The 20,947-nt window shown below is 63.8% G+C and carries 16 protein-coding genes and 1 riboswitch; of the genes, 14 read left to right on the forward strand and 2 right to left on the reverse strand.

The features are described 5' to 3' along the window. Nucleotides 1-479 precede the first annotated feature (479 nt). Nucleotides 480-597: riboswitch (TPP riboswitch) on the forward strand. A gap of 49 nt (nt 598-646) precedes the next feature. From PT282_RS03390 to argR, 7 genes are all read left to right on the forward strand, one after another. Then, a complete protein-coding gene (locus tag PT282_RS03390; RefSeq protein ID WP_277168165.1) occupies nt 647-1,297 on the forward strand; it encodes an ECF transporter S component in 651 nt (216 codons plus the stop codon). Between the two features lie 53 nt (nt 1,298-1,350). Then, nucleotides 1,351-4,047, forward strand: coding sequence for an ATP-binding cassette domain-containing protein (locus tag PT282_RS03395; protein ID WP_277168166.1), 2,697 nt, complete (start codon nt 1,351-1,353; stop codon nt 4,045-4,047). A gap of 45 nt (nt 4,048-4,092) precedes the next feature. Beyond that, complete coding sequence (locus PT282_RS03400) at nt 4,093-4,986, forward strand: RNA methyltransferase (RefSeq protein WP_277168167.1); 894 nt, start codon at nt 4,093-4,095, stop codon at nt 4,984-4,986. Between the two features lie 196 nt (nt 4,987-5,182). Then, complete coding sequence (gene pheS, locus PT282_RS03405; RefSeq protein ID WP_277168168.1) at nt 5,183-6,250, forward strand: phenylalanine--tRNA ligase subunit alpha; 1,068 nt, start codon at nt 5,183-5,185, stop codon at nt 6,248-6,250. Nucleotides 6,251-6,257: 7 nt separating this feature from the next. Next, the gene (pheT, locus tag PT282_RS03410; protein ID WP_277168169.1) at nt 6,258-8,861 is read left to right on the forward strand and encodes a phenylalanine--tRNA ligase subunit beta; all 2,604 of its coding nucleotides are present in this window, start codon (nt 6,258-6,260) and stop codon (nt 8,859-8,861) included. A 25-nt stretch (nt 8,862-8,886) separates the two neighbouring features. Then, complete coding sequence (locus tag PT282_RS03415) at nt 8,887-9,699, forward strand: DUF4190 domain-containing protein (protein WP_277168170.1); 813 nt, start codon at nt 8,887-8,889, stop codon at nt 9,697-9,699. Between the two features lie 243 nt (nt 9,700-9,942). Next, nucleotides 9,943-10,446, forward strand: coding sequence for an arginine repressor (gene argR / locus PT282_RS03420; protein WP_277168924.1), 504 nt, complete (start codon nt 9,943-9,945; stop codon nt 10,444-10,446). 324 nt (nt 10,447-10,770) lie between these two features. Here the strand turns inward: argR and PT282_RS03425 are convergent, their stop codons facing one another. After that, nucleotides 10,771-11,217, reverse strand: a complete 447-nt coding sequence (locus tag PT282_RS03425; RefSeq protein ID WP_277168171.1) for a GNAT family N-acetyltransferase — start codon at nt 11,215-11,217, stop codon at nt 10,771-10,773. A 360-nt stretch (nt 11,218-11,577) separates the two neighbouring features. Between PT282_RS03425 and arcA the strand changes: the two genes are divergently transcribed. The 5 genes from arcA (at nt 11,578) to PT282_RS03450 (ending at nt 17,586) form a co-directional block, all read left to right on the forward strand. Further along, nucleotides 11,578-12,837 carry an arginine deiminase gene (gene arcA / locus PT282_RS03430; protein WP_277168172.1) on the forward strand — a complete coding sequence of 420 codons (1,260 nt, stop codon included), beginning with the start codon at nt 11,578-11,580 and terminating at the stop codon, nt 12,835-12,837. 233 nt (nt 12,838-13,070) lie between these two features. Continuing rightward, the gene (argF, locus tag PT282_RS03435) at nt 13,071-14,120 is read left to right on the forward strand and encodes an ornithine carbamoyltransferase (protein WP_277168173.1); all 1,050 of its coding nucleotides are present in this window, start codon (nt 13,071-13,073) and stop codon (nt 14,118-14,120) included. Nucleotides 14,121-14,143: 23 nt separating this feature from the next. Further along, the gene (gene arcC, locus PT282_RS03440) at nt 14,144-15,085 is read left to right on the forward strand and encodes a carbamate kinase (RefSeq protein ID WP_277168174.1); all 942 of its coding nucleotides are present in this window, start codon (nt 14,144-14,146) and stop codon (nt 15,083-15,085) included. Between the two features lie 145 nt (nt 15,086-15,230). Continuing rightward, nucleotides 15,231-16,652 carry a basic amino acid/polyamine antiporter gene (locus tag PT282_RS03445; RefSeq protein WP_277168175.1) on the forward strand — a complete coding sequence of 474 codons (1,422 nt, stop codon included), beginning with the start codon at nt 15,231-15,233 and terminating at the stop codon, nt 16,650-16,652. 334 nt (nt 16,653-16,986) lie between these two features. Beyond that, nucleotides 16,987-17,586 (forward strand): hypothetical protein, encoded by a 600-nt coding sequence (locus PT282_RS03450; RefSeq protein WP_277168176.1) that lies wholly within the window; start codon nt 16,987-16,989, stop codon nt 17,584-17,586. Between the two features lie 486 nt (nt 17,587-18,072). Here PT282_RS03450 and PT282_RS03455 read toward each other — a convergent pair whose 3' ends face one another. Further along, nucleotides 18,073-18,714 carry a GntR family transcriptional regulator gene (locus PT282_RS03455; protein WP_277168177.1) on the reverse strand — a complete coding sequence of 214 codons (642 nt, stop codon included), beginning with the start codon at nt 18,712-18,714 and terminating at the stop codon, nt 18,073-18,075. A gap of 187 nt (nt 18,715-18,901) precedes the next feature. On the opposite strand from PT282_RS03455, the gene PT282_RS03460 reads away from it, so the two are divergent. Both PT282_RS03460 and PT282_RS03465 read left to right on the forward strand, forming a co-directional pair. Beyond that, nucleotides 18,902-19,672 carry a dimethylarginine dimethylaminohydrolase family protein gene (locus PT282_RS03460; protein WP_277168178.1) on the forward strand — a complete coding sequence of 257 codons (771 nt, stop codon included), beginning with the start codon at nt 18,902-18,904 and terminating at the stop codon, nt 19,670-19,672. Between the two features lie 153 nt (nt 19,673-19,825). Next, complete coding sequence (locus PT282_RS03465; RefSeq protein ID WP_277168926.1) at nt 19,826-20,887, forward strand: alanine/ornithine racemase family PLP-dependent enzyme; 1,062 nt, start codon at nt 19,826-19,828, stop codon at nt 20,885-20,887. Nucleotides 20,888-20,947: the final 60 nt, after the last annotated feature.

Here is a 20,947-nt window from a genome sequence, read left to right on the forward strand (position 1 = left end):
CGATTCGGTGGGGATGGGCGAGCTGGATGCTGTTGCGGTCGAATGCTTGTTGTGGAGAGGTTTCATTGGCGAGGCGTGTGGTGGCTGGATGCTATTAGGGGATTCTGACCGTAGCGAAGTGTCGTCGATGTTGGCGACGAGCTATAGGCGTTGGTGCTTGGGTGACTCCGCGACGAAGCGTGGGTGTCTCGATATTGGTGGTCGGATAGCTGTCGCCGAAATCTAAGTGTTCGGATGCCAGTGCTCTGCTGATTGGACGCCGAGCGAAGCAACGGCGAAGCGACGGCCATCCGCTACTGAGCCACCTCCCGCCACCCTTGTCAGTCAGATCCCCCAAACAGTAAGCGTGGCGCGGGAATGTGTGATGTTTAGGCATAAAGCTTGGCCTACCGGCCTTGAGGGTGCCTAAACATCACACATTCCCGCGCCACGCGCCCCGGTTGCCGCCATCACCCATGACAAGGGATCGCTCTAGGATGGCGAATTGACACGGGGGCTGATCGCCTGGATGGGCGGTTGGCTGAGATGAGGGTTTCCTCGACCGAATGAACGTGAGTCCGGACAATGCCGGCGAACGGACGTCTCTCTTTCCCGTGCCTTGAAAGCGCGCCGATCGGCGGTGCGCACTACGAAAGGCACAATCATCATGTCGAACATATCGAATTCGAATCCAACGTCGTCACCAGCATTTGCCGAGGCGCTCGCGCAACCGCATTCCCTGCGCTGGCGCGTGGTCGACATCGTCGTCGCCGCCGCGATCGGCGTGGCGAGCTCCCTGGTCTACTGGCTCGCCGCCATCCTCACCGCGGCGCCTTGGTCCCTGATCGACGCGATCGTCCCTGGCCTGGCCGGCATCCTCAACGGTCTCTGGCTCTTCGCCGGGCCGCTGGCCTCCGTCATCGTGCGCAAGCCGGGCGCCGCGGTCTTCGCCGAGATCGTGGCCGCCGTGCTCGAGGCCCTGTTCGGCAACCAGTGGGGCGGCGTCGAGACGGTGCTCATCGCCCTGGTGCAGGGCCTGCTCGCCGAGCTGGTGTTCGCGGCCTTCCGCTACCGCAAGTGGAACCTCGGGGTCACGATGCTCTCCGGCGCGTGCTCGGGCCTGGGCTGCTGGGCCTATAGCTTCGTGAAGCGACTGGTGGTCATGAGGCCCACCTCGGCCTACGGTCCCGTCTATTTCGCCACCACCGTCGTCTCGGGCGTCGTCGTGGCCGGCGCGCTGATGTGGCTGCTCTATCTCGCCATCGCCAAAACCGGCGCGCTCGACCGTTTCGCCTCGGGCCACGTGCGCAACGCCTAGCCTTGTGGGTAGCATGACCATTGACATTGGGCGATGAGGATACAGGGGGTCGGATGCAGTCCACAGCACCCGCACGCGGCGTGACGGCCGGGCCAGGGGACGCGCGCCCCGGCGGCAGCGTGCCGCGATCCGTGCGGTTCGAGGGCTGGGGCTACCGCCATGCCTCGCGCGAACAGTTCACGCTCTCCGGACTCGATTTGGACATCGCGGCTGGACAGCGCGTGCTGCTGCTGGGTGCCTCCGGCATCGGCAAGTCGACCCTGCTGGAGGCCACGGCCGGGCTGATCGGCACTGGCGTTAACACCACCGATGCCGCCGACGGCGAGACTGCCGGGGCCTATGAGGACGAGGACGGGGGCGTGGGCGCCGGACGCATCCTGATCGGTGGCGTCCCCGTGCGCCAGGCGCGCGGCGAGGTCGGCCTCGTGCTGCAGGACCCGGACGCGCAGGCCGTCTTCGAACGCCTGGGCGACAATGTGGCCTTCGGCCCGGAGAACATGGCCATGCCCCCGGAGCGCATCTGGCCGTGCGTGCGCCGCGCCCTGGGCGAGGTGGGCCTCGGTGGGCTGCAATTGCACCGCATGGTGACCCATCTGAGCGGCGGACAGCTGCAGCGACTGGCGTTGGCCGGCGCGCTCGCCATGAATCCGGGGGTGTTGCTGCTCGACGAACCCACCGCGAACCTCGATCCGGTTGGCGTCGGCCAGATCGTCGGCGCCGTCGGACAGGTGCTGGAGCGCAACCATTCCACCATGATCCTGGTGGAGCACCGCGTCGACGAATGGATCGACCTGATCGACCGCGTGGTCCTGCTGGGACGCCGCGATGGCGATGGCGCCGCGCGCATCGAGGCGGACGGCGCGCCGGAAGAGGTGTTCGCCGATCCCTCCATCGACTTCGACGAGCTGGGCGTCTGGGTGCCCAAACGCTACAGGCGGCATGCGCGAAAGTCGGCCAGATTCCCTGCCTTGGAGCCGGAACCCGACCCCGGTCATTCCGAAGATTCCAAGCCCACAGTGCTCTCCACGCGACGGCTGTCCATCGGCCGCGCGAGCAAGGCGATCGCCAGTGGCATAGACCTCGAATTCCACGCCGGCGAGATCACGGCGCTGGTCGGCCGCAACGGGGCAGGCAAATCCACCCTCTCGCTCACGCTGGCGGGCCTGCTCGCCCCGGTCTGCGGCGAGGTCGTCGCCGGCGAATCCCTGTGCCGGGGCGTGGAGGGCAGCTCGCCGATCGCCTGGCCGTCGTCCAAGCTGGCCAGCCGCATATCCTATGTCTTCCAGAACCCCGAGCACCAGTTCGCCCGCGGCACGGTGCTCGACGAGGTCATGCTCGGCCCGCTCAAGGCCGGAATCCCGGAGGAGGAGGCCCAGGCGAGGGCAAATGATCTGCTCGAACGCTTCGGATTGAGGCGCTATGCCGGCGTCAACCCCTACACGCTTTCCGGCGGCGAGAAACGTCGCCTGACCGTCGCCTCGGCGCTCGCGTCCGCCCCGCGGGTGCTCATCCTCGACGAGCCCACCTTCGGCCAGGACCGGCGGACCTGGCTGCAGATGGTGGAGCTGATCGCCGGGCTGCGCGGCCAGGGGATATGCGTCATCGTCGTCACCCACGACCGCGACCTCGTGCGGGCCCTGAAAGCCCGCGTCATCGAGCTGCGTGCCGAAGGCGACGGGGGTAGCGATGGCCCTGAACGCAATGGTGGCACCGGTACCTTCGACACTGTCGATGACATTGATAATCTCCGAGATGCCGACCGCGACACCGACGTCGTCGAAAATACCGAAACCGCCGATGGTCCCGTCTCCGTCGATGATGGCGTCCATGCCACTGACGGTGCCGACGATGTGAATGATGCGGATGATGCCGGCCGTGTCGACGATGCTCCAGTCAACCGGCAGTCCAAGCAAAACCGCTCCCGCCATCCCGGCCAGACCATCGGGGTCAGCGCCATCGACCGGCGGCAGGAGGCCCGGCGCCCCTCGAGCGCCTCGCCGTGGCTGGCCACGCTCAACCCCTCGTTCCGCTTCATCGGCGGCCTGCTGGTGGCCCTGCCCCTGTTGCTGAGCCTCGATTGGGTGTCCGCCGGCGTCGCCCTGGCCTTGGAATTCCTGCTGCTGGCGCTGCTGGGCATCTCGCCCTGGCGCGTGGTGCGCTCCACATGGCCGGTGTTCGTCGGCGCGCCCGGCTCGGCGCTCGCCGTGGTGCTCTACGGCAAGGAGGGCGGCACCCTCTGGTGGCACTGGGGGCTGATGACCGTCACCGACCGCTCGCTGCTGCTCGCCCTGGCGACGGCCCTGCGTGTGCTCGCCATCGGCGTCCCTGCCATCATCGCCGTCATCGGCATCGACGCCACCGACCTGGCCGACTCCTTCAGCCAGATCCTCCACCTGCCCGACCGCTTCGTCTACGGCGGCCTGGCCGGCATGCGCCTCTTCTCGGTGCTGCGCGACGACTGGGCCGCGCTCACCGCCTCGCGCCGCTCGCGTGGCCTGGGCGACGAGAACCGCGTGAAGGCGTTCTTCCCGCAGACCTTCGCCCTGCTGGTCCTCTCCATCCGCCGCTCCACCATGCTGGCCACGGCGATGGAGGCGCGCGGCTTCGGCTCCGACGCGCCGCGTACCCACGCCCGCGTCAGCCGCGTGCGCCCCCGTGATTGGGCGTTCCTCGTGGCGTGCCTGCTCGTCCCCGCGCTTTCCCTGTCCGTCTCCCTGCTGGCCGGCACCTTCGCCTTCTTCGGCGGCTGACGCCCCGACGGCGATGACGCGGGCGGGTCGCGTAGAATATGGGCTATGCCTTTCAATCCGCATATCATCGACAATCCGAAATCCGAGCGCATCCGGCACGTGGCCGGCCTCCAGCGCTCCAAGGGGCGCAAGCGCGCCGGCCGGTTCCTCGTCGAGGGGCCGCAGTCCGTGCGCGAGCTGGTGCGCTGGATGCCCGGGGTGGTCCGGGACTGCTACGCGCAGCTCGACGATCGTGGCCAAGGATTGCTTTCGCCGGTGGTCGACCGCATCGCGCGCGACGCCGACGGGCAGGGGCTTTACGTTCATCAGGTCACCGGCGAGGTCATGCGCCATATCAGCGCCGACTCGCAGGGCATCCTCGCCGTCGGCGACCTCGAGGCCATGCGCGAGGGCATGCGCCACGACTTCGACGGGCAGGGGGAGCGGGGCGGCGAGACCTACGCCGCGTTCTGGCAGGTGCGTGACCCGGGCAACGCCGGCACGGTGATCCGCTCGGCCGACGCTGCCGGGTGCCGCGCCGTCATCTTCGTCGACGACTGCGTCGACCGCTTCAATCCCAAGGTCATCCGCTCCACGGCCGGCTCGCTCTTCCACCTGCCCGTGGTCACCATGGGCACCGACGAGTTCTTCGCATGGAGGGCGGGCAAGGGCCTTGCGGTCATGGCGGCCGACGTCTACGGCACCGAGAAGGCCAGGCCGGAGTCTCTGGTCGACGTGCTCGACGGGGAGCGGGACAGGGTCGGCAGGACCGATGAAAGCGCCGGTCGCGCGATCCTGTTCGGCAACGAGGCCCGCGGCCTGCCCGGCGAGGTGCTGAAACGCGTGGATCGCATCGTCTCGATACCGCTTTATGGCAAGGCGGAGTCGCTGAACCTGGCTACGAGCACCTCGGTGATGCTCATGAGCCTGGCGATGGCCGGCCATGTGCGCGAGGGCTGACGGCGGGCGGTGATGGCGCCGCCGTTCGCCTCCCCGATCGGCCGGTGCGAGCCTTGTGGTCAAGGGGTCGTTATGTCGAGTCATATTGGGAGAATGAAAAGGTTGCGAACGCTTGTATTTTCGCGTGTTTGACACGGTCGGTGCAAGGCGTTTCCCCAAGTTTTTGGGTCAAGGAAAATTGAAGGAAAGGGTACTCGTGGCACAGAGTGCGGCATTCGATGCCGGAGCGGTGACCGACGCGGTCAACGAGGGCATCTCGAAAATCAAGGACGCCTCCACGATGGAGGAGCTCAAAGCCATCAGGACGCAGTACGCCGGAGCGAACTCAGCGATGACGCAGGCGAGCCGTTCCATCGGTGGATTGCCGAAGGAGGAGAAGAAGGGCGCCGGCCAGCTCATGGGCAAGCTGCGCGCCGACTTCGGCCGTGCGTTCGGTCTGAAGGAGCAGGAGGTCAAGGCCGCCGAGGAAGCCCGTAAGCTCGCCGACGAGACCGTCGACATGACCCTGCCGGTCAACCGCAAGCCGCTGGGCGCCCGCCACCCGCTGCCCAAGCTGATGGAGGACGTCGAGGACCTCTTCGTCTCCATGGGCTGGCAGATCTCCACCGGCCCCGAGGTGGAGACCGAATGGTACGACTTCGACGCCCTGAACTTCGGCCCCGACCATCCCGCCCGTCAGATGCAGGACACCTTCTACGTCAAGGGCAACCAGGCCAAGGACGCCGCCGGGTTCGTCGGCTCCAACATGGTGCTGCGCACGCAGACTTCCTCCGACCAGGTGCGCGCGCTGATCGGACGCGGCGTGCCGCTCTACATCGCCTCGCCCGGCCGCGTCTTCCGCACCGACGAGCTCGACGCCACCCACACCCCCGTCTTCCACCAGTGCGAGGCGCTGGCCGTCGACAAGGGCCTGACGATGGGCGACCTCAAAGGCGTGCTCGACAAGCTCGCCGTCGCGATGTTCGGCCCGGAGGCCAAGAGCCGCCTGCGCCCGAGCTACTTCCCGTTCACCGAGCCCAGCGCCGAGCTCGACCTGTGGTTCCCCGACAAGAAGGGCGGCCCCGGCTGGATCGAATGGGGCGGCTGCGGCATGGTCAACCCGAACGTCCTGAAGTCCGCGGGCCTCGACCCGGACGTCTACACCGGCTTCGCGTTCGGCGTGGGCATGGAGCGCACGCTGCTGCTGCGCCACGACATCAACGACATGCACGACCTCGTCGAGGGCGACGTGCGTTTCAGCAAACAGTTTGTGATGGGGGAGTGAACCAACAATGCCAATGGTAGATATTGACTGGCTCAAGGAGCATGTCGAGGTTCCGGCCGGTCTCACGTATGAGCAGCTTGCCAAGGACCTGGTCCACGTCGGCCTCGAGGAGGAGCAGATCCACGCCTCCCAGGTCACCGGCCCGATCGTGGTCGGCTACGTCGTCGACTGCACGCCCGAGCCGCAGAAGAACGGCAAGGTCATTAACTGGTGCCACGTCGACGTCGGCGATCAATACAACGACACCGACGAGGACGGCAACAAGGTGCCGCGTGGCATCATCTGCGGCGCGCCCAACATGGCCGCCGACGAGAGGGTCGTCGTCACCCTGCCCGGCGCCGTGCTGCCCGGTGATTTCAGGATCGAGCCGCGCAAGACCTATGGCCACATCTCCAACGGCATGTGCGCCTCGGAGCGTGAGCTGGGCCTGGGCGACTCCTACGACGGCATCATCCTGCTCGACCACTACGGCCTCGACAAGGACGTGGTCGACAGCCTCAAGCCAGGCGACGACCTGATGCACCTGCTGCATCTCGACCAACCGCTGCTCGAGATCAACATCACCCCCGACCGCGGCTACACCCTCTCCTACCGTGGCGTGGCGCGCGAGTACCACCATTCCACCGGCGCCGCCTACACCGACCCGGTCGTCGCGCTCGACGCCGAGACCCCGAAGCCCAAGGCCAGCGGCGAGGGCGACATCGCCGTCGAGATCGAGGACGACAACCCCATCCACGGCGTTCCCGGCTGCGACCGCTACTACGCCCGCACCGTGCGCGATTTCGACCCTTCGGCCAAAACACCCAACTGGATGCGCCGCCGCCTGGTGCGCGCCGGCATGCGTTCGATTTCCCTGGCCGTCGACGTCACCAACTACGTGATGATGGACCTGGGCCAGCCGATGCACGCCTACGACCTCGACAAGATCGAGGGCCCCATCGTCGTGCGCCGCGCGAAGCCGGGGGAGACCCTCACCACGCTCGACGGCAAGAAGCACGAGCTGAGCGTCGAGGACCTGCTCATCACCGACTCGCCCGAGGGCAGGCGCAGCTCGCGCATCCTCGGCCTGGCCGGCGTGATGGGCGGCCTCTACGGCGAGGTCACCGCCGACACCAAGAACATCCTGCTGGAGTCCGCACACTTCGACCAGGTCACCATCGCCCGTTCGGCCCGCCGCCACAAGACCCCTTCCGAGGCGTCCAAGCGCTACGAGCGCGGCGTGGATTATCGCTTGCAGCCCGCGGCCGCCCAGCTGGCCGCCGACCTGATGGCCAAGTACGGCAACGGCGAGCCCTCGGCCACCCCGGTCGACGTCGACACCACCAAGCCGCGCGAGGCCATCGACTTCAAGCTCACCGAGACCAAGCGCCTCACCGGCCTCGACATCGGCGACGAGCGCATCCGCGAGATCCTCGCCGACATCGGCTGCGAGGTCAGCGACGGCCAGGAGCCGGGCCACGTCCGCGTGGTGCCGCCCACCTGGCGTCCTGACATCACCATGCCCTGCGACCTCGTGGAGGAGGTGGCCCGTCTGGTCGGCTACGACGAGATTCCGGTCACCATGCCCCCCGCCCCGGTCGACGGGGCCGTCGGCCTCACCCAGGACCAGCTCCACCAGCGCCAGGTCGCCAACGAGCTGGCCGAATACGGCATGGTGGAGACGCTGAGCTACCCGTTCGTGGGCCCGGCCGACTTCAAGGCCTTCGCCTACGACCCGGATGAGATCGAGCCGGTGAGCGTCGAGGTCGCCAACCCGCTGGCCGGCGACCGCCCCTACCTGCGCCGCTCCGTTCTGCCGACGCTGGCGCAGACCGTGCAGCGCAACATCCGCCGCGGCCTGGAGAACGTCTCGCTCTACGAGATCGGCCACGTCTACCTGTGGGATCCGAACGCCCCGGCCATCCCGGCCCTGCCCGGCGGTCAAAAGCCGACCGATGAGCAGCTCAAGGCGCTCGACGCCGGCCTGCCTGACCAGCCGCTGCACGTCGCCGGCATCCTCACCGGCAAGGCGCTCGAACCCGGCTGGATGGGCGAGGGGCGCGACGTCGACTGGAGCGACGCCGTCGAGGCGATGAACCGCGTGGCCTCCAGGCTCGGTGCCGAGGTCACCCTCGAGCAGCCCAAGGCCGACGACATGCCCGCGCAGTGGCATCCGGGCCGAGCCGCGAAGGTCATGGCCGACGGCAAATGCGTTGGCATGGTCGGCGAGCTGCATCCGCACGTCAACGCCGCGCTCGGTTTCCCCGAGCACAGCGCCGCCTTCGAGCTCGATCTCACCGACGTCTTCGCCACGCTGAGCGGCAAGCCGGTGCAGGCCAAGCCGATCGCCACCTTCCCGCCCGTCAAGCAGGACCTGGCCTTCACCGTCGACGAGTCGGTCACCGCCGCCCAGCTGCAACGCGTGATCGAGCAGGCCGCCGGTGCCAACCTCGAGTCCATCGAGCTCTTCGACGTCTTCTCCAGCGAGAAACTCGGCGAGCACAGGAAGTCGCTGGCCTATGCGGTCACGTTCCGCAGCGCCGACAAGACGCTGACCGGCGAGGACTCAGAGGCCATCCGCAAGACGATCGTCGAGGCCGCCGCGAAGTTGGGCGCGCAGCTGCGCGCCTGAGCGGGCACAAGAGACAAGGAAGATCATGAGCGAAGCGCAGAACCAGTATCAGCCGGCAGGTTCCGCCGGCCCGCAGGGCCAGTGGAACCCGCAGTCCCAGCCCGGCCAGCCGGCTCAGCCCGGTCAGTTCGGTCAGCCGACGACGTTTGGCCAGTCCGGCCAGCACGGTCAGCCCAGCCAGCCGGCCCAACTGGGCCCGAAGGGCCAGCCCGGCCAGCAGGTCGTGCCCAGCACGCCGGGCCTTGCCGATGGCCTGGCCGACGCTTCCGCGCTCCGCTCCCAACAGCCCGAGTATGGCGCCATCAAGCTGCCCGAATACGGCGCCCTGGCCAGCCAGTTCCCGGCGGACTACGACCCCTACGTCTACGGCAGGCCCGACGACCCAAAATCCAAGGACAAGGATAAAGGCAAGGGCGGCAAGGGGAAGCGCTCCAACTTCGACCGCGCGGTCTTCGGTGACGGCGCCAGGCCGCAAAGCCGTGACGAAGGCCGTCAGCGCGACATGCGCCACGGCATCGACCTCAACGATCCGGAGCAGAATCCGCTGCTCGGCCATTGGGACTCGATGTCGATCCTCTCGTTCGTCTTCGCCTTCCTCATTCCCGTCATCTCACTGGTCCTGGGCGTCATCGGCATCTGGCGTGCGCGCAGGTTCCACATGAGGGGCATTGGCTTCGCCATCGCGGGCATCGTGCTGAGCCTGCTGAGCGTGGCGGTGGAGGTCTGGCTGATGATGCACGGCATCTCGGTCGAAGACCTGGAACGCAAGCTGCTCAGCCAGATCATGGCGGGCCTCGCGGGTGGCATCCCCCTCGGGTTGTGGTTCCCGGGCCTGTGAGAAGGTGTATGATGTAGGGCGTTTGCCTGCGGTTTCACCCGTAGGCGGCGTTTATGCTTGGTATTGAACATCGGATGACGATGGCAAGTCGAAGGGGGCTTGCCATCTTGCGTAGGGAAGGTCGGCATGGTGGACCACATCGAGGATGACGTGCACGGGGGAGATGGCAGCGAGGTGCAGGAGGCCGCGCATGCCTCGAACCATGCCTCGAATGGCAAGTCCGACGGGCAGGTCCGCGACTACATGCACCGGCCGCCCACCAGGGCCGCCCGTCTGGTCGCCATCGAGAGCATCCTCACCCACAATGTGGTCGAATCGCAGTCCATGCTCTCCAAGATGCTCCTCGGCAAGGGCTTCAAGGTCACCCAGGCCACGCTGAGCCGCGACCTCGACGAGCTGTGCGCCGTCAAGGTGCGCCTGCGCAACGGGCACATGGCCTACCGCGTCGGGCGGATGCAGGACCAGGACGGCATGGAGGCCGAGAAGATCGAGCACCAGCTCTCGCGCGGCTTCTCCACGCTCATCGTCTCCGTGGCCTGCGCGGGCAACATCGTGGTGGTGCACACCATCGACGGCGCGGCGCAGTACCTCGCCACGGTCATGGACAAGCAGGAGATCGACAACCTGCTGGGCACCCTGGCCGGCGACGACACGCTGCTGCTCATCTGCGCCAGCGAAGAGGCAGCGGTGCACCGTTCCAAGTGGCTTCTCGACATCGCCTCCAAGGAGCCAAGGCAGAGGAAATAAGGCTTTTCGCCCGCCTTGCGGGCGGCACAACGAGTGGGGCCTGGCTTCCGGATGATGACCGGAGGCCAGGCCCCACAGGTATTTGTGAAGAAAATGTGAAATAGTGGCTGCGATTACCCGAAAGTCGTCTTTATACAGCGACTAGCCATTTGTTCCTTGTGATACATGGTGAGGGTTATGAGGATTGCATACCACTCCGAACGCTCCATTTTGATCAATCGGTAAAGCATTGTCCTTACTGCCATTTGGGGATTCAGCCAACGGATGAAATAGCGACCAAATGGAAAGTCCAATTGTATACAATCCATTCATATCGTCTTCCGGTCAGTCCATCACCATGTCAAGATGTGGGATGTTGTCCTCCAGATAGACGTCCGAGACGGCCTTGAAGCCAAGCGACTCGTAGAAGGGACGCAGATAGTTCTGCGCCTGGATCTTGATGGACTCTCCCTTGCGGTTGGCGTGGATCCAGTCGATCGTCGCCTTGACGACCTGCCTGCCGTAGCCGTTGCCGCGGTACTGCTTGGGCACCAGCACGCGCCCGAAGCTGATGTGCTCGCCGTCGTCGTGGGGGATGACGCGCGTATAGCCCACCATCTCGCCGTTTTCGCGCAGCATCACATGCACCGCCTCGTCGTCCTTGTCGTCGACCTCCTGGTAATAGCAGGTCTGCTCCACCACGAACACCTTCACGCGTTCGCGCATGATGTCGACCACTTCCCTGGGGTCCAGCTGCGCCGTCGTGCGTACGTCCAATGTCGTTTCCGCCATCTCATGGCTCCTTTCCTAAAGCACGCTCCATCTTAGGGGAGTGCGTCGGTTATTGACAACCGGATGGGAATTTTCGCTGAGAATACTGTATGCAATCGAAGGCAAAAGGCGTAGGGCGCGGCGACTTTCGCCAAAACGTCGATTTCCCGTTTTCGGCTCCCTCGAAACCGAGAACCAGCCGTTCGGGACTTGAGTACGTCAAGTCGAGTTTCGATGATTTTTGACGTACAATATTCCGCAAAACGCCGCGAAACGGCGTCATTCCAACCATTTCACGTCAATGATTGACGTTGGTCACCCGAGTCGTTATATTTAAGTCGTCCAAACAACATATGAAATCAGTTGAGGAGGATTGATTTTATGACAGGTAGACAGGATTCTGTCCCCGATTATGGATACGAAACCCCCATTCACAACAACTCGGAAATCGGCAAGCTGAAGGCCGTCATCCTGAAGCGTCCGGGTCGTGAGATCGAGAACCTGACGCCGGACACCATGCCGCGTCTGCTCTTCGATGACATCCCCTATCTTCCCATCGCCCAGAAGGAGCACGATTTCTTCGCGCAGACCCTTCGCGACAATGGCACCGAGGTCCTCTACCTCGACGACCTCGCAGCCGACGCCCTCAAGGACGACGCCGTGCGCTCCGAGTTCATCGACCGCATGGTCCAGGAGTCCGGCTTCAACCGCGGCCTGACCTATGAGGCCCTCAAGGACTACCTGGGCAGCATGGATCCCGCCAAGATGGTCACCACCGTCATGGAAGGCGTGCGCAAGTCGGACATCGACCTGAACTTCGCCGACCTTCGCCTGCTCTCCGAGGACGCGGACTATCCCTTCCTCATGGACCCGATGCCGAACCTGTACTTCACCCGCGATCCCGCGGCCGCCATCGGCAACGGCCTGTCGATCAACCACATGACCTTCGCCGCCCGCCAGCGCGAGTCGATGTTCATGGAGTACATCATCAAGCACAACCCGCGCTTCGCCGACAAGGGCCTGCACGTGTGGCGCGACCGCAACCACTCCACCCGCATCGAAGGCGGCGACGAGCTGGTGCTCAGCGACCGCGTGATGGCCATCGGCATCTCCCAGCGCACCTCCGCGGACGCGCTGGAGGACATCGCCCGCAACCTGTTCAAGGATTCCGACCGTGACACCGTCATCGGCATCAAGATCCCCCACAACCATGCGATGATGCACCTCGACACCGTCTTCACGATGATCAACTACAACCAGTTCACTGTGCACCCGGAGATCCTCGACGGCGGCAAGATCGACATGTGGATCCTGCACCCCGGCAAGGATGGCGAGATCACCAGCGAGCACCGCACCGACCTGGTCGAGGTCCTCAAGGAGAACCTGCACCAGTCCGAGCTCGACCTGATCCCGACCGGCAACGCCGATCCCGTCATCGCGCCCCGCGAGCAGTGGAACGATGGTTCCAACACGCTCGCCATCGCGCCCGGCGAGGTCGTCACCTACGACCGCAACTACGTCTCCAACGAGGCGCTGCGCAAGCACGGCATCAAGGTCCACGAGGTCATCTCCAGCGAGCTCTCCCGTGGCCGCGGCGGCCCGCGCTGCATGTCCATGCCGATCGTGCGCGAGGATCTCTGATCCGCTAGCGTATACTCCGCCGGAGGCACGCCCGGATGGCCGTCAAAGGCCGCCCGTCCTCCGGCCGGGGTGGGGGAGTGACCAGGCGATTCCGCAAGATTTCGTCCGGTCTCCCGGCCATCCGGGCTATGGTCATGAGTTGACCGGCATTTTTTCGCGTACTGTGTTGTAAACTGTCTTTTTAGATTGCATACAACACGGTATGCAATCGGTAACAAACAAGAGGTAATTAAATGGCAAAAGAGTTTCTTGGTAAGGAAGAGAATGTCTTCCAGGGACGCAGCATTCTCGCTGAGACGTCGATGACCCCCGCCGAGATGGAGTACCTGATCGATTTCGGCCTGCATCTCAAGTATCTGCGCAAGCACAACATCCCCCACCGCTACCTCGAGGGCAAGAACATCGCCCTGATCTTCGAGAAGGGCTCCACCAGGACCCGTTCCTCCTTCGTGACCAGCGCGGTCGAGCTGGGCGCCCACCCGGATTACATGGGCGTCGACGACATCCACCTGGGCAACAAGGAGAGCGTGGAGGACACCGCGCGCATCCTCGGCTCCATGTTCGATGGCATCGAGTTCCGTGGCTTCAAGCAGTCCACCGTCGAGGGCCTCGCCAAGTTCTCGGGCGTCCCGGTGTGGAACGGCCTGACCGACGAGTGGCACCCCACCCAGACCATCCCGGACCTGATGACCGTCAAGGAGAACTTCGGCTATCTCAAGGGCCTGACGCTGACCTACATGGGTGACGGCCGCAACAACGTGGCGAACTCCTTGCTCGTGGCCTGCACCATGGTGGGCATGAACATCCACATCGTCACCCCGAAGTCGCTCAACCCCTCCGAGAAGCACGTGGCGATCGCCAAGAAGAACGCCGAGACCAGCGGCTCCGAGATCCTCATCACCGATGACATCGACAAGGGCGCCAAGGGCTCCAACATCATCTACACCGACGTGTGGGTCTCGATGGGCGAGAAGAATTGGGAAGAGCGCGTCAACCTGCTCAAGCCCTACCAGGTCAACATGGAGCTGATGAAGAAGACGGGCACCCCGTCCGACCAGCTCATCTTCCTGCACTGCCTGCCCGCCTTCCACGACACCAACACCACCTATGGCGAGGACGTCTACGAGAAGTACGGCATCAAGGAGATGGAAGTCACCGACGAAGTATTCCGCAGTGAATACAATCGTGCCTTCGAAGAGGGCGAGAACCGCAAGCACGGCATCAAGGCCATCATGGCCGCCACGCTCGGCAACCTCTTCATCCCCTCGGTCGCCCTGCGCTGAGCGGTAAGCAGTTAGGAACAACAATGTCGAAAAGAATCGTCGTCGCATTGGGCGGCAACGCGATCGTGACCAAGGACGGCTCCGCCGCCTCGCAGATGGCCTCGATCCGCAAGACCGCCGAAGTCCTGGCGCAGTTCATCAAGGCCGGTGACCAGCTGGTGATCACCCACGGCAACGGTCCGCAGGTCGGCAATCTGCTGCTGCAGATGTCCGACGGCCAGTCCGAGGGCAATCCTCCGATGCCGCTGGACACCGCGGGAGCGATGACCCAGGGCAGCATCGGCTACTGGCTGCAGAAGAGCCTGGATGACGTCTTCGCTCAGGACGGGATCGACAAGAAGGCCGTGACCATCGTCACGCAGACCATCGTGGCCAACGATGATCCCGCCTTCGAGTCCCCGACCAAGCCGATCGGTCCGTTCTACTCCGAGCAGCAGGCGGCCGATCAGAAGGCCAACCATCCCGACTACACCTTCGTCGAGGACGCCGGCCGTGGCTACCGCCGCGTCGTGCCCTCGCCGCGTCCGATCGAGATCAAGGAGGCCTCCGTGGCCTCGCTGCTGCTCAACAACGGCATGGTCCCGATCGCCTCCGGCGGTGGCGGCATCCCCGTGGTGCAGGCAGCCAACGGCCAGCTGACCGGTGTCGAGGCAGTGATCGACAAGGACTTCAGCGCCGCGAAGCTCGCGGAGAACGTGAAGGCCGACGAGCTGATCATCCTCACGGCGGTCGACAACGCCTGCATCAACTTCGGCAAGCCCGATGAGAAGAAGCTGGGCGCCACCACCATCGAAGAGATGAACGGCTACATCAACGACGGACAGTTCGCCAAGGGAAGCATGCTTCCCAAGGTGCAGGCCGCCTGCTCGTTCGTCGAGCGTACCGGTGGCAAGTCGATCATCACCTCTCTGGAGAATGTCTCCAGTCTGATCGCCGGGGAATCCGGCACGGTTATCACGAAATAACAACGTAATACCGTGATACGATGACGAAAGGGAGCGTGGCATAGCTTCTGGTTGTGCTTTCGCTCCCTTTTGCCGTGTTTGGATCGAATCTGTGTTTTTTATGCGGCTGCACGGTGACGTGTGGTTGCGTTAGGAGAAAAGAAAAATGACAAGTGAAAAGAAAGGCATCGGCAAAGGCGAGCTCGTCGCGCTGATCGTCAGTTCCTCGATCGGAACCGGCGCGTTCGGCATCATGAGCGATCTCGCCGGAGCGGCCGCGCCCGGCCCCATGCTGCTGGCATGGGTGTTCGTGGGCATCGGCATCTTCGCCTTGGTCATGTCGTTGAACAACCTGGGCGCCAAGCGCCCCGAACTCAGCGCGGGCATCTTCAGCTACCCGGGCGAGCAGTTCGGACCGCTGGGCGAGTTCATCTCGGGTTGGGCCTACTGGCTCTCCGCCTGGTTGGGCAACATCGCCTTCGCGACCATGCTCATGAGCTCCTTCGGCACGTTCTTCCCGGCCTTCAAGGGCGGCCAGAACCTGGCGTCGATCCTCGTGGCGATCGTCTTCGTGTGGCTGCTGACCATCCTGGTCAACAACGGCATCGAGGGCGCCTCGTTCATCAACACCATCGTGACCATCTGCAAGCTCATCCCGATCTTCGTGTTCATGGTCTTCATGATCATCAGCTTCAAGGCCGGCGTCTTCACCGCCGACTTCTGGGGCAATGTGGCGGACAACACCCTGCACAACGGCGGACACGCCTCCGTGTTCACCCAGATGAAGGGCTCCGTCATGGTGATGATGTGGGTCTTCGTCGGCATCGAGGGCGCCTCGGTGCTCGGCAACCGAGCCAAGAAGAAGTCCGACGCCCGCGCCGCGACCACAATCGCGCTGATCGCCCTGCTGGCCATCTATGTGCTCATCTCCCTGCTTCCCTTCGGCGTCTTCAGCCAGGCCAAGCTCGCCGCGATGGACCAGCCCGCCATGGGCGAGATCCTCAAGGCCGTCGTCGGTCCCTGGGGCTCCGTGCTCATCAACGTCGGCCTGATCATCTCCACCCTGGGCTCCTGGCTCTCCTGGACGATGCTGCCGGCCGAGACCACGATGCTCATGGCCCGCGACAAGACCCTGCAGAGCTACTGGGGCAAGCTCAACAAGAAGGGCGCCCCCACCGCCTCGCTGGTCATCACCGGCGTGCTGCAGACCGTCTTCCTCTTCTCGCTGCTGTTCACCGAGTACGCCTACAACTTCGCCTACTCGCTGTCCACCGCGGCCATCCTCATCTCCTGGCTGCTGGTCGGCACCTACCAGGTGCAGTACAGCTACCAGAAGAAGGATTGGACGCAGTTCGCCATCGGCATCGTCGCGGCGGCCTTCCAGCTGATCGCCATGGTGCTCGCCGGCTGGCAGCAGATCCTGATGGTCTCCATCCTGTGCGTGCCCGGGTTCATCTTCTACTACCTGGCATGCCGTGAGAACGACCGCAAGATGACCCGCAACGAGAAGCTGGTCATCGCGGCCTTCGTGATCGTCGCCATCATCTCCGTCGTGCTCATCTGCACCGGCGTGGTCTCCATCGGCTGACCCACCATCCGTCCGGCTCCGAAGCGGTCACTCCTTCGCTTTGGGGCCGGCACTCCTGTTGTGTACAACGGCAAGGCGCCCATCGCGGCCTTGCCGTTTTCTCATATCCAAGCCGCGACCGCGGCACCGTTGTCGGCGTACGCGGTTTCGTCCGCATCGTTCGCCGCGCATCAATCCCCGCGACGTCGGCGAATGCGGCCCGCCGTGGATGGCGCCACCCGTCACCGCTCTGGTAACCACCCATGGATTACCATGGTTCCAGTCACCGCGGCGACGGTGATGCCGAATCGAGACAAGACGCCAACACCAGGTACGAGGGAATGGAGAAACGAACGTGAACGGCATGAACCTACTGGTCTTCGCGGGGGCGTGCGTATCCGTCGCGTTCAGCTGCTCCTACATCGTCTCCACCATCAAGGGCACCGTCAAGCCCAACAGGATCACCTGGCTGCTCTGGGCGGTCTCGCCGATGATCGCCACCTTCGCCGCCCTCTCCACCGGGGTCAGCTGGTCGATCCTGCCGGTCTTCACCGCCGGGTTCATGCCGCTGCTGGTCTTTTTGGCCAGCTTCCTCAACAAGGGGAGCTATTGGAAGATCGGTCCGGTGGACTGGTGCTGCGGGGCGCTGTCGATCATCGCCCTGGTGCTCTGGGCCATCACCAAGGAACCGAACCTCGCCGTCATGCTCTCCATCCTCTCCGACGGCCTGGCCGCGCTGCCCACCTACATCAAGATCTTCAAGGCCCCGCGCACCGAGCGCGCCTACTACTATCTCGGTGGCCTGTTCTCGGCGACCACCAGCCTCGTCGCCGCGCCGAATCACCATTTCGCCACCATCGCCTTCGCCGTCTACCTGGTCTGCCTCGACGCCTCGCTTATGGTCTTCATCACCGCGTGCACCCATCTGCGCCGTGATCCCGCCGTCGAGGCCTAGGGGAGTGCGCATACAACGTGTGTTCCACGACGTTGCGGCACACACGTCGGTGCGTATGCCCCGTGGTGTGGCGTGCGCAGAGCGGGCTCCATTCGGGCGCAAGACTGATGCGAGCCAAGACGTGGTTCACAACCGGATTTCGGGGTGTGCCCGACGTGTATCCGGAGAGTTTCGCTCATAAGGCCCCGCGAGTGAACGGGTCGGCCATGCGAAACGAGGCGCGGAACGGTGAAGAACGCGGATCGGCATGGGCGTCGACCGTAACGGGTCCCACTGCGAGACCGGACACCCCAACGTCGCCCGCCGGAAACCGATCCCTGGCAACGCGTTTGCTGATAACCCGATAACCTGCATATAGGGGCTGTCACTTTCCGATCCATACCTATATATAAGGAAGCGCGGCATCCGTCGGTGGTCGTTCACCTGCGGATGCCGCGCTTGGTGCCACCCAATGGGCGGGCGGCTGGCCATTGGTTACTTAGGCAGTCATTTCCAATTGTCGTAGAGCGCGTAGATGCCGTTCCAGTGCACGTCCTCGATGTAGTGGCGCAGCTCGGAGGCGTCCTTGGCACGGAAGAGCTTGAGGATCTGGCGGTGCTCGTCGTTCGAGATCTTCAGGAGGTCCTTGAGCTTGGGGGAGTTGACGTGCTCGTAGGTCTTTCCCACGAACGCGCTTTTCTTCGTCTTCAGGTCCGCCACCAGGTAGGGATTCGGATGCTTCTTGATATAGATATTGTGGAACTGCGCCTGCAGCTCGTTATATTTGGTATACAATCCGTTCTCGACTGCCGAGTCCATGCTGTCGATCAGAAAGCTCATCAGCGAAAGATCCTCGTCGCTCATCAGGTCGACCGTGCCCTCGGCCACCTTGCCATCGAGCAGGCCGATCAGCTGGTAGAGGTCCTTGGCGTCCTGCTTGGTGTAGCGGCGGAAACGGTAGCCCCGGCGGGGGATCTTCTCGAGGATGTTCTCGGCGGAGAGCTCAACGAGCGCCTCCCGCACCGGAGTACGGCTCAGGCCGAGATTGTCGGCGAGGTACTGCTCGGTGATGTAGTCGCCGCGCTCGATCTCCCCCTTGCTCAGCGCATCGGAAAGAAAGTCGTAGACTCTGCTCGTCGTGTCCAACATGGTTCCCCTGTTAGTGTTATTTGCCTTGATAGTTAACCCTTCAATTATACACCACAATATTGCGTTTCGTAAGACGATGAAGCAAAGTATACATTCTAATTTTCAACACGCCGGGGCGGGGTTTGACGGGGGTCATAAGTTCGTTGTATACTATCTCGTACCACCTCAATGAAAGGAAGTTGGTACTATGTTCACCAATGTTGTTGTTAGAGTACCGGGCAAGTCGTTGGCTGATGGCCTCTCGGGTGCCGATCTCGGCAAGCCGAACTACACGAACGCCATCGTTCAGCACGAGTACTACATCAATGCGCTCACCAAGACCGGTGTCAACATCACCGTTCTGCCTCCGATGGAGGAGTTCCCGGACTCCTGCTTCATCGAGGACAACGCGCTGTGCACCCCGAAGTGCGCGATCATCAGCCGCCCCGGCGCCCCGACGCGTCGCAAGGAGGTCCAGTCCCCGGATCTGCGTGCCACCCTCGAGCAGCACTATGACCACATCGAGGAGATCAAGGCTCCGGGCACCATCGAGCCCGGCGACATCATGATGGTCGGCGAGCACTTCTACATCGGCCTCTCCGCCCGTACCAACAAGGAAGGCGCCGAGCAGATGATCGGCTACCTCGAGAAGTACGGCATGTCCGGCGAGACCGTGACCATGAAGGAAATGCTGCACCTGAAGACGGGCGTCAACTACCTGGAGCACAACAACCTGCTGATCTCCGGCGAGTTCAAGGAAGATCCGCGCTTCGACAAGTTCAACAAGATCGAGATTCCGGAGGACGAGGGCTACGCGGCCAACTGCATCTGGATCAACGACTACGTGATCGTGCCGAAGGGCTATCCGAAGACCAAGAAGGCCATCGAGGATCTCGGCCAGTACAAGGTCCTGGAGTGCGACACCTCCGAGTACAAGAAGGTCGACGGCGGCCTGAGCTGCCTGTCGCTGCGCTTCTGATCGCCTTAGGCGAATCCTGACGAACTTGTGCGGGCACAGGCATCCGTGCGCCGTGTCCGCACAAGTTCTTGTTGTATTTTTGTTCAATGATGAGCAGTGAATGGCATTGAATACAAGGAAGAGGATATTGTGTCCAGTTTTCCTAAGTTAGTAGTGCATACCAAGAAAATCGAACATAACGCGCGGGTCATGGTTGACCTGTGCGCCAAGAACGGCGTCACCGTCTCCGGCGTGATCAAGGGCGCCAGCGGACTGCTGCCGGTATGCAACGCGTTCCGCAAGGGCGGCGTGAGCTCGCTGAGCAGCTCCCGCATGCCACAGTTGCGGGCGATCAAGGAGATATGGCCCGACCAGGAGACCCTGCTGCTGCGCATCCCCATGATGTGCGAGCTCGACGAGGTGATCCGCTACGCCGACGTGAGCCTGGAAAGCGACGTGGAGACGCTCAAGGCGCTCGACGCCCGCTGCCTGGCGCTTGGCCGAACCCATCGGGTGATCCTGATGGTCGACCTCGGCGACCTGCGCGAGGGCTTCTTCGAAGACGACGACCTCTACGCCGCCGCCAAGCTGGTCGAGGACGCGAAGGGGCTGGTGCTCGAGGGCATCGGTACGAACCTCGGCTGCTACGGCTCCATCGAGCCCGACGCCAAGAACCTGGGTCGCCTGTGCTCGCAGGCCGAGCACATTGAGTCGATGATCGGGCGCAAGCTCGCCGTCGTCTCCGGAGGATCGACCACGAGCATTCCGCTGTTGCTCGACGGCACGATGCCCAAGGGCGTCAACCAGCTGCGCGTCGGCACCGAGGTGCTGATGCTCGACGAGGAGAAGGACCACCACTTCGAGGTGCCCGGCATCTACGGAGACGCGTTCACCCTCGAGGCCCAGCTCATCGAGAAGCGCCGCAAGGCGACGTTCCCGATCGGCACGCTGAGCGTCGACGCCTTCGGCAACAAGCCGCACTACGTCGACCGTGGCCGGCGCATACGTGGGCTGATCGCCGTGGGCCGCCAGGACGTGGGCGACATGACGCAGCTGCATCCCCAGGACGAACGCATCAAGGTCTACGGCGGTTCGAGCGACCATACGATCCTCGACCTCGAGGACTGCGCCGATGACTATGCCATCGGCGACATCGTGAGCTTCACGATGGACTACGAGAACCTGATGCACTCCTCCCTGAGTCCCTATGTCGCCAAGGAATTCGTCGACGACTGACGAAACGTGACGTGCGACACGTCATATGGCGATAGGATTGGTCCGTATGGCGACTGTCCG

Origin of the sequence: Bifidobacterium sp. ESL0763, assembly GCF_029433395.1 — a bacterium.
In the GTDB taxonomy this organism is placed as follows: Bacteria; Actinomycetota; Actinomycetes; order Actinomycetales; family Bifidobacteriaceae; genus Bifidobacterium.